We start from the raw sequence: 9,203 nt of genomic DNA on the forward strand, positions 1-9,203 counted from the left end.
CGTCAGCCTTCCGGCGATCGCCAGCTGACCAGCCCGGCTCTCGCCGGCGAACGCGGTGACCCGCCGCCACCTACACCACGCTAGGGGACACGATCGAGGCGGTGCCCGGACGCTCGGAATGGCAAGTTGAGCGATAGCTGCCTGTAGGTCCCTTGGCATGCCGTCACCTTCGGCGGGCTTCCGGTTGGCTGCCGTGCAGGTTGCGCCTGGGACGGAATCCGGGTCAGATGACGTCGACGCTGAATTTCTGGCGCGAGCGGTCGGTTGGCGCTCAAGCCTCGAAGCGGACCCGCCGACGTTTGGCCGCTGTGGTAATCTGCATTTTTGTAAATTTCGGAGCTGCCAGGTAAAGATATGATTGGTTTGATAGTACGAACCTGCGCCGCAGCCGGCCTTGCATTACTGTCAACGCTCGTTGTCGCGGATGGCGCGGGTACGAGCCGCGCAATACGTGGAGGCAGATTTGATAATTGGACGATCGAGGAGAACAAAGCTCTTCCGGAATTCCAGAAAGATATCCCCGATAGTGTTCGCGCGATCGGACAGTCAACTGTTTCGGGAATCTCAATAGAATTGCGTTGCTTAACAAGAAGCGTTGATCCTGAGATCTCCACCTATGCGATAAATGTTCATTTAGGCAACGTAAATACGCCGAGGGAATTCGAGGTTACGTTCTCGTCTGACGCCGCCCAATTCAAGGTTTCGATGCTGATGCTTCCGGGGCGGCAAAGCTATTCCCTGAAATTGCGATCGGATACGTTTCAGGACGTCTTTCGTTCGTTCGCCGTCGATCACGACCTGGAGCTTTCTTTCGCTTCGTCATCCGGCCAGCCCATCAACGCTCGCATTCGCGGCTCGAGTAAGCTTCTTCCATTCTGGAACTATTGCGAAGCGTTCACGAGCTGAAATCCTAACGATCGGCCGAGCGATCCTTGCCTTAACTGATTCAAGATCTATTCCCTGTATATGAGGGATTAAGGGCCATTTGTGGCCATCACAGACGCCCCTCGTAGCAGCTGATTTCGGCCAAAGAAAAGGCTCCCTGCATGCGCTGACCGCCCGATAGGAATGTGAGCAGCTTCGGAAGCGCCAGCCGACATTACCGAGTGTTCATGAATCCGCGTGTCTTCCACAGCAATTGTTGCACAAATTGCCTCGCGCGCGCTTCAGTTGTGGTTTATGTACGGCAAGATGTGGGCTTGCGTTAGGCTCTCGCCGTCCCAGGCTCTTCGGTCGATAGTTTATTCGAGTTTATCAAGTTGATGCTGGAATCGCAGCGCGAAATGGATACGGGTCTGCAATCACTTGCATTGCTGTTGCGTTTCCATGGGCTCGCAGTGGATGTGGGGCAAATCGCGCACCAGTTCGCCGGCTCCCAGATCAAAATCCAGGAAATGCTTCGCTGCGCCAAGACCTTGAAGTTGAAGGCTCGGGCGGTCAACGCCGATTGGGCCCATCTGAAGAAGGCCCAGCTTCCGGCCATCGTCGAGTGTCGCGACAGTAGCTTCTTCATATTGGGCAAGATTTCCGATGATGGCGCCTTGATCCACCGGCCGTCCGGTGGCGGTCCACAGGCGTTGAGCAGGGAGGAGTTTGAGGACAAGTGGACCGGGCGCATCGTGTTGATGACACGCCGCGCTTCGCTGAGTGATCTCGCCAGACGGTTCGATATCACCTGGTTTCTGCAGGCGATGCAAAAGTACAGGCGAATGTTTGCCGAAGTACTCGTCGCATCCTTTTTCCTTCAGCTCTTGGCACTAGCTACGCCGCTGTTTTTTCAAGTGGTTACCGACAAGGTTCTGGTCCACCGCGGATTCAGCACCCTCGACGTCCTGTTCGCTGGACTTGTGACCGTCTCAGTTTTCGAAGTCGTTCTTGGGGCGCTGAGGACGCACGTTTTCGCCCACACCACCAATCGGATCGACGTCGAACTTGGCGCCCGGTTGTTTCGCCATCTGTCCGCGCTTCCGATCGGGTATTTCGAGACGCGTCGAACCGGCGATTCGGTTGCTCGCGTCCGCGAGCTGGAAAACATCCGGAATTTCCTTACCGGTTCAGCCCTCACGCTGGTCGTGGATGTTTTCTTCACATTCGTGTTCCTGGCGGTGATGTTTTATTATTCGCCGCCGCTGACCTGGATCGTCGTCGGCTCGTTTCCGATTTACGTCGCACTATCCGCCGGCGTTACGCCCCTGTTCCACCGCAGATTGGAGGAAAAGTTCAACCGCAGCGCGGAGAATCAGGCCTTTTTGGTCGAAGCGGTCAGCGGCATGCAGACCCTCAAGGCCATGGCCGTCGAGCCGCAGATGCAGCGCCGATGGGAAGAGCAACTGGCTGGCTACGTGCAATCTAGTTTTCGAGTGCTTGCGCTCGGCAACTGGGCAGGACAGGGGGTGCAACTTGTTAGTAAGCTTGTTACAGCGCTGACCCTTTATCTTGGTGCGCATCTCGTCATCAACGGCGAACTCACCGTAGGCGAGTTGATCGCCTTCAACATGCTAGCAGGAAGAGTTTCGCAGCCGATCTTGCGACTTGCGCAGCTATGGCAAGATTTTCATCAGATGAGGATTTCTGTTGCGCGACTTGGCGACATTCTCAATGCCGCCGCCGAGCCGGCTTACAACCCTGCGCGGGCCGCTTTGCTGCCGATACGTGGCGATATTGCCATCGAACACGTAAGTTTCCGCTACCGGCTGGATGGCCCAGAAGTTCTGCAGGACGTCAGCATCAAGGTGCCGCCGGGGCAGGTCGTTGGTATCGTCGGATCCTCAGGGTCCGGAAAATCTACGCTGACCAAGCTGATCCAGCGGCTCTATATCCCGGAGCGCGGTCGCGTCATAATCGATGGTGTCGATCTCGCTGTCGCTGACGTCGCTTGGCTACGCAGGCAGGTCGGTTCGGTGCTGCAGGAGAATGTCCTCTTCAATCGGTCAATACGCGACAATATCGCGTTGGCCGATCCCGGAATGTCGATGGAACGTGTGATCGATGCGGCCGAGCTCGCTGGTGCCCATAATTTCATCCTCGAGCTTCCGCAAGGTTATGACACGATGGTCGGAGAGCGAGGCGCTAGCCTCTCGGGTGGGCAGCGACAGCGTATTGCAATCGCCCGCGCGCTCGTGACCGATCCCCGTATCCTTATCTTCGACGAGGCCACTAGCGCGCTCGACTACGAGAGCGAGCGCATCATCCAGACCAACATGCGTCGCATCGCCAAGGGAAGGACCGTGCTGGTGATCGCTCACCGGCTTTCGGCCGTCCGCCACGCGGATCGCATCATCACCATTGAGCGCGGTCGTATCGTCGAGGATGGCAGCCACGACGATTTGATCCGAAGGAGCGGCCGGTACGCGGATCTACATCGGATGCAGGCGGGAATTCATGAGGTCGTTTAGGCGGAACGACAATGTGGTGCAACTGCCGCGGCCGGACATCGGTACCCGGCGGTCGCAGCTTGAATTCCTGCCGGCGGCGCTAGAGATCATGGAAACACCGGCGTCGCCCGTTGGCCGCGCGATCGGCGCCACGATCATCCTTTTTCTTATCATTGCGCTCGGCTGGTCGATTGTGGGGCACATCGACATCGTCGCAGTGGCCTCGGGAAAGGTGGTACCGACGGGACGCACAAAGACGGTTCAGCCCCTTGAGACCGGCATCGTCACGGCAATTCTGGTGAAGGACGGAGACCAGGTCGCCGCTGGTCAGGTGGTAATGCGGCTTGACCAGACTGTTGCCACGGCTGAACGGAACCACGTCAGCCATGATCTTCTGGTCTCGAAGCTCGACGTTGCGAGATTGGCGGCTCTACGGGCCGGATTGGAAAGAGACGCCGACCCGCTGCCTTACTTTAGTCCTCCGGAAGAAGCGCCGACCGCTCAAATTTCCCGAACCCGCGCCGCGATGATCGAACAGGCGTCGACCCAGACGAACAAGCTTGCGGCGTTCGACCAGCAAATCGCGCAGAAGGTAGCTGAAGGTGATGAGATTGCCGCGACAATCGTGAAGCTCGAAGCGTCGATGCCGTTCGTCCAGGAAGAAGCGGACGTGCGCCAGAAGGCGATGGCGATCGAATTCGGCAACAAGATCGCACACCTCGACGCGCAGATCCGGCTGGCGGACCAGAAGAATGAGCTAGTCGTTCAGCAGCGCAAAGCCGCGGAGAATTCGGCCGCCGGAAAATCGCTGGAACGACAGCGCGAACAGGCGAAATCAGAATACGCCAACAAGGTCTTGAGCGATCTTGCTGATGCCGAGCAAAAAGTTGCAGGGTTCAGCGAAGATCTCATCCGGGACGAACAGAAGCTGGAGCAACAGGTTCTTCGGGCGCCGGTTAATGGCACCGTCCAACAACTTGCTGTCCACTCCGTTGGCGGGGTGGTAACCCCGGCGCAACAGGTGATGATGATCGTGCCGGCCGACAGCCATCTCGAAGTGGAGGCGATGGTTCCCAATCGCGATATCGGGTTTGTCAGCGCAGGTCAGGAGGCGCAGGTCAAGATCGATACCTTCAACTTCACCAAATATGGTCTGCTGCACGGTAAGGTCCTCACTGTCTCGCACGATGCGATCGTCCGCGATAAGCCGCAGGACAGATCGAACCCCACGAAATCTCAGACAGCTCTAACCGACAGCAGCGAGCCGCAGGGCCAGGAATTCGTCTATGCGGCGCAAATCTCGCTCGACCAGACCCGCCTGGAGGTCGAAGGGAGGATGGTCGATTTGACGCCGGGCATGGCGGTCACGGTCGAAATCAAGACCGGATCGCGCCGGGTGATCGAATATCTGCTCTCGCCCCTACTGCGCTACAAACAGGAAAGCTTGCGCGAGCGGTAAGAGAAAGAACTGCTCTGGAATCAACGAGGATGGCGGTGCGGAAGATACTGATCATGGGCCTGCCCGGTGCGGGCAAAACCACGCTGGCAACGGCGCTTGCGCCGCTGATCGGCGCAGTCGTGTTCAATGCGGATGCGGTGCGTGCAAATCTATCCAAGGACCTTGGCTTTGCTCACGAGGACCGCGTTGAACATGCGCGCCGAATGGGGTGGATGTGCGATCGCGTGGTGGAGGCGGGTGGAACGGTGATTGCCGACTTCATTTGTCCGACGGAGGCAACGCGCGACACGTTCGGCACTGCATTCACCATCTGGGTCGACCGCATCGAGGCAGGCCGGTTCGACGATACAAACCGCATGTTTGTGGCGCCAGGGCAGTTCGACCTCAGGGTCACGTCTGAAGGGACGCCGCAATATTGGGCCGAGCAGGCACTCATGCGCTTGCGTCCGCCGTTTGATCCGCAACAGCCGACCGCCCTGTTCATCGGACGCTACCAGCCGTTTCACGCCGGCCATCAACGGCTGATAGAGGAGGGGTTGCGACGGGTCGGTCAGGTATGCATCGCCGTTCGTAACACACACGGCACCGATACCAGGAATCCGCTGTCGTTCTTTGCCGTAAAGCAACGCATCGAGGCCGCTCTGTCAGCTTACGCAGGCCGCTTCGCTGTCGTGCCACTGCCAAATATTACAAACGTATTCTATGGCAGGGACGTCGGATACGCGATCGAAAGGATTGTTTTGGATGAGGAAACCGAGGCGATCTCGGCCACCAACGTCAGGATGCTGAGCTCCATGGCAAGATAGTCGGCGTTGATGCCACTTCGGTTGGGGGTCCCATTACAAAGTAACGATGCCCTTGCGAACTGCCTCTGGCTGCAGCCAGAAGCTCAGATGCGCGTACTTCGCGAATATGTCTGGCGGTATGCACGGCTCGCGGTTCTGGCGCTCGACCCTCGCGCCGACCTTGTGCATGCCGGGCATCCCAAGATGGGCATCGTACTCAGGCTCGTCGTAGCTCAGATTAGCAAAATCGTGCGGGTACCATGGCTCTTCGAGCTCCCGGTAGAGGCCCCTTAGCACGGCCTCAGGGGCAGCCACGAGCGTATCGTAGTTGATAACGATCAGTTTGCTGGCGTATTGGCTGAACCAAGCTTCGCGCAAATTGCTCCAAGCGAGACCGATGAGACCGCGGTCGGAGTTCATCAAGGTCTCGATGCGAGCGTAGAGCGAACTTCCCGGCTTGTAGTCTAGCGTTCTTGAGAGCTGTGTCGGATTCTTGCGGAGCATTCGTTCGAGGCTGTCGATAACCCATCCGATCTCACGAACGCAGCAGATTACCTTCGATTTTGGGTAGAGCTCGTTCAGCAAGGGTAGCTTTCCGGTCCACGTCCGATTGGTATCGAACACCAAATGGTCTACCGGGATGCCGGCGTAATAGGAATCAAAGACGGCCTTGATGATGGTCCGGCGGCGCTCGTCGTTGAAAAAGACTGCGAATTCGCTAGCTCCACTCATGCTGTGCAATAGAGGCATGATGAGCGAGGCCACAGGGCTTGTTACCGCGGCGGAGTAGCGTGGATTTTGCCTCAACAAGGCGCTCAAGACAGTGGATCCCGATCGGGGTAGCCCAGAAATAAAATGAAACATTCTTGGTGCGCCGTACTCTTTAGCTCCGAGTCATAGCATCAATCGGTGATGCCGTGGTCAACGGGAAAAGCGTCTTGGCGCGAACGAACCGAGCGTGCCCAACGTCGCCGCGGAAACAGTCCATTTACGCAATGCTCACGATTCGCACATGCGGACCTCAATCTTCATCATGCGTGCAATTACCTCGTTGATACCATCCGGCCTGTCCATCCGGCCGAAGAAAGCCGATAGAAATGGGGCCTCCGACAGAGGCGGGGAGTCCTTCGGTCTCAAGAGTAATCAATTTATTGATAGCCCCCACAATTCCAAGACTTTTCCAGATTAGGTGACGGCTGCGGATTTCGTCGTCGATAAGGGCATGCTCTCCCAAGGTCGCAAACCACACTTGCTTGGCTTGGCAGTGTCCGGGGCAATCCTCTTCTCTGATCGAAATGGAGTCGCCATCCCCTGGAACAAAGCCGATCACGCTCACCTTAAGAACACCATTTTCGGAGGATCCGAATACGGCCTGGAAAGCCTCTTGGCCGCGCATCTTGGCTTCGAAATATTGGGGGACTCGACTTTTGATTCTTTTGACGACCGCGGGAATGACACGAAGCATGTGGTCCTTATAGGCGGTCACAATCTCTGTGTGGCTGGCGGAGGTCGATAAAAGTCGTTTTGCAATCTGAAGGGAATCAAACTCGTCAAGCTGCCTAAATATTCCGGCCGCAGCAAAAAAATGATTTGGGGTAGTGAGGATTTTGCAGCGCATGGCCTCGTAACCTTGAATCGAAACAACTTTGGAATCTGCAGCCACGACTATCTGGGAGTCGGTTCGCAAGACGATCAAAGTTGTTGCGAAGGCTTGGCTTGCACACCAAGGTAGCAAAAGGCTCAGAAATAGAAACAGGCGCATCTTCGTTTGCCGGATCTCTGATTGCTGATACGGGCAGATTTTATAGAAGGTATTGAGACGAGCAGCTAGCTCGTCGGGGCGCACAGTACTTGAGGGCGGAGTATCGTTTGCCAACGTTCAAAGCAGGCAGCTATTTCGTTCGGTTGAAATCCAAAAAATTGACTTGCCAAATGTCATTGCACGACTAAAGATAGAGTTGTCCAGCACGATCATCTCCTAGTTATCTCCCGACGAGAGATGTAATTTGGCGGCGTAGTGAGGGGGTCCCGATGAGATGCGCTGGCCGCGATGCTACGAAAAGCTGATCAACGGCGCGTTCCGAGCAGGAACAATCAAAATCATCCGCCCTGTCAAAGAAGCTGCCAAGGCGCTCCGTCTACAAAGTCGAATTTTCCAGCGATATGGACGACTCGCGGGTCAATCCTCCTCTTATCGGGCCGGCTCCAATGGCCTGCTGGTTCGATCCGCCGCGAACTCACCCGATCAACGGGGGCGCTCTCCGACTCGCGACGCAATATCTCCGGATCACAAAAGCAACCAGGTAGCTCGAAATCGTCCTGGCACCGCACGAACTCGCCAAATCATATGTTTCACCGCCTTTATGCGTCGCGTAGTGCGCGAATACCCGGCGACTCCAAGACCGTCGAGATGCGCGTCGACGTCAGTGGCAACGTCCTTTTATCAACGCACGCGCGTCGGATCTGGGGCGGAGATGCGAACAGCCGCAAGCGAGACTTTCGCGTAAGGCAGCGGAAGAAGGAGTGGCAATTCAATGTCAAATCCAGAGAGTAAGCCGGGTTCTGAAACGACGGCGGCTGCTGATAGAATGCCACCACTCAGCACCGAGGAGGTGTCGCAGCTGCTGATGGCGTCGTCGCTTTCAGCGACAAGGCCGCTGGTTGGGCTTCTAAAATTTCTAGTAAACGAGGGAATCTTGGACGGCGGCAAGCTCAAGTCGTTCCTAGCCCCGATGCTCATCTCGGATGGTTTTCCGCCGGCGACCAGGGCGATGCTCGATCCCATCTGGAAATCGCTGCTCCATCAGCTCGACGACTCCAAGGGACGATCGTCCTTGTAGAATGAAGCGCGGCGGCATGAACGACACCGAAAATGAGACGGTCAGGTTTAGTATGAAACCAAACCCTTTTTTTTATGCGCTCGAGTTCACGCTTCACGCTTTATTTGCTGGGACCACCCGCGCGCTAATCATCAGCTTTTTCCCATTTATGGGTCTCCCATTTATATGGCCGGGGCTTTACTCCGAGAAGGGGGGGATTCTCTTATTAGCTGCATATGCCCTATTTGGTCTTTCTCTATTTATAGTTGCCGTTGTTACGTCTTACTATCTAACCTTCATAGCAACAGACAAGACGGCAATCGTCAGATTTTCCTTTTGGGGAATGACAACGGATGGGCTTTCGATTGCGATCGAAACCGTGGAGCGCATTGAGATAAAATCCCATGGCGCGACGTATGGCAGCGTTTATCTAAATTCGCCTAGCCGGCATCCACGCAGTGAGGCGACCAGAGTTCCTATTCTGATTGAGAGAAACAATTCAAGGTGGCGCTCAATGACCACTTGGCCGCGTTTGCTTGGATTCTACGGTTTCAAGGGCTTCAATGAATTTGCGGATATCATAAGTGAGCAACGAAACTCTGTCTCGGATGTCAAAGGGACCATGATGCCAGTACCGAGTTTTCTTATAAAGTGAGTCGTAATCGAAATGATGCTCGGGGCGACGGAGACCGCCTTCGACGCAAGAGCAGCGTATCACTCTGCTTTGATTCCGGTTGCTAGATAAAGGTTAAGTGTTGGCGAAGCC

Annotated in this window: 8 protein-coding genes; 6 read left to right on the forward strand and 2 right to left on the reverse strand. The window is 56.1% G+C overall.

Going from position 1 to position 9,203, the window contains the following annotated elements:
- Window positions 1-354: 354 nt before the first annotated feature.
- The 4 genes from FBZ93_RS14415 (at window position 355) to FBZ93_RS14430 (ending at window position 5,639) form a co-directional block, all read left to right on the forward strand.
- Window positions 355-906 carry a hypothetical protein gene (locus FBZ93_RS14415; protein ID WP_146986621.1) on the forward strand — a complete coding sequence of 184 codons (552 nt, stop codon included), beginning with the start codon at window positions 355-357 and terminating at the stop codon, window positions 904-906.
- A 356-nt stretch (window positions 907-1,262) separates the two neighbouring features.
- Window positions 1,263-3,395 carry a type I secretion system permease/ATPase gene (locus FBZ93_RS14420; protein WP_146986622.1) on the forward strand — a complete coding sequence of 711 codons (2,133 nt, stop codon included), beginning with the start codon at window positions 1,263-1,265 and terminating at the stop codon, window positions 3,393-3,395.
- A 13-nt stretch (window positions 3,396-3,408) separates the two neighbouring features.
- Complete coding sequence (locus FBZ93_RS14425) at window positions 3,409-4,833, forward strand: HlyD family type I secretion periplasmic adaptor subunit (protein WP_246667485.1); 1,425 nt, start codon at window positions 3,409-3,411, stop codon at window positions 4,831-4,833.
- A 29-nt stretch (window positions 4,834-4,862) separates the two neighbouring features.
- Window positions 4,863-5,639, forward strand: a complete 777-nt coding sequence (locus tag FBZ93_RS14430; protein ID WP_246667486.1) for an adenylyl-sulfate kinase — start codon at window positions 4,863-4,865, stop codon at window positions 5,637-5,639.
- Window positions 5,640-5,672: 33 nt separating this feature from the next.
- Here the strand turns inward: FBZ93_RS14430 and FBZ93_RS14435 are convergent, their stop codons facing one another.
- Both FBZ93_RS14435 and FBZ93_RS14440 read right to left on the reverse strand, forming a co-directional pair.
- Complete coding sequence (locus FBZ93_RS14435) at window positions 5,673-6,482, reverse strand: sulfotransferase family protein (protein ID WP_146986624.1); 810 nt, start codon at window positions 6,480-6,482, stop codon at window positions 5,673-5,675.
- Between the two features lie 157 nt (window positions 6,483-6,639).
- The gene (locus FBZ93_RS14440) at window positions 6,640-7,380 is read right to left on the reverse strand and encodes a hypothetical protein (protein ID WP_146986625.1); all 741 of its coding nucleotides are present in this window, start codon (window positions 7,378-7,380) and stop codon (window positions 6,640-6,642) included.
- A gap of 772 nt (window positions 7,381-8,152) precedes the next feature.
- Here FBZ93_RS14440 and FBZ93_RS14445 point away from each other — a divergent pair.
- Both FBZ93_RS14445 and FBZ93_RS14450 read left to right on the forward strand, forming a co-directional pair.
- On the forward strand, window positions 8,153-8,458 hold the full coding sequence (locus FBZ93_RS14445) for a hypothetical protein (RefSeq protein WP_146986626.1): 306 nt from the start codon (window positions 8,153-8,155) through the stop codon (window positions 8,456-8,458).
- A 16-nt stretch (window positions 8,459-8,474) separates the two neighbouring features.
- Window positions 8,475-9,092: a hypothetical protein gene (locus FBZ93_RS14450; protein WP_146986627.1), complete on the forward strand. Its 618-nt coding sequence runs from the start codon at window positions 8,475-8,477 to the stop codon at window positions 9,090-9,092.
- The last annotated feature ends 111 nt before the right edge of the window (window positions 9,093-9,203 follow it).

The sequence above is a fragment of the Bradyrhizobium macuxiense genome, from assembly GCF_007993935.1.
GTDB classification, from domain to species: domain Bacteria; phylum Pseudomonadota; class Alphaproteobacteria; order Rhizobiales; family Xanthobacteraceae; genus Bradyrhizobium; species Bradyrhizobium macuxiense_A.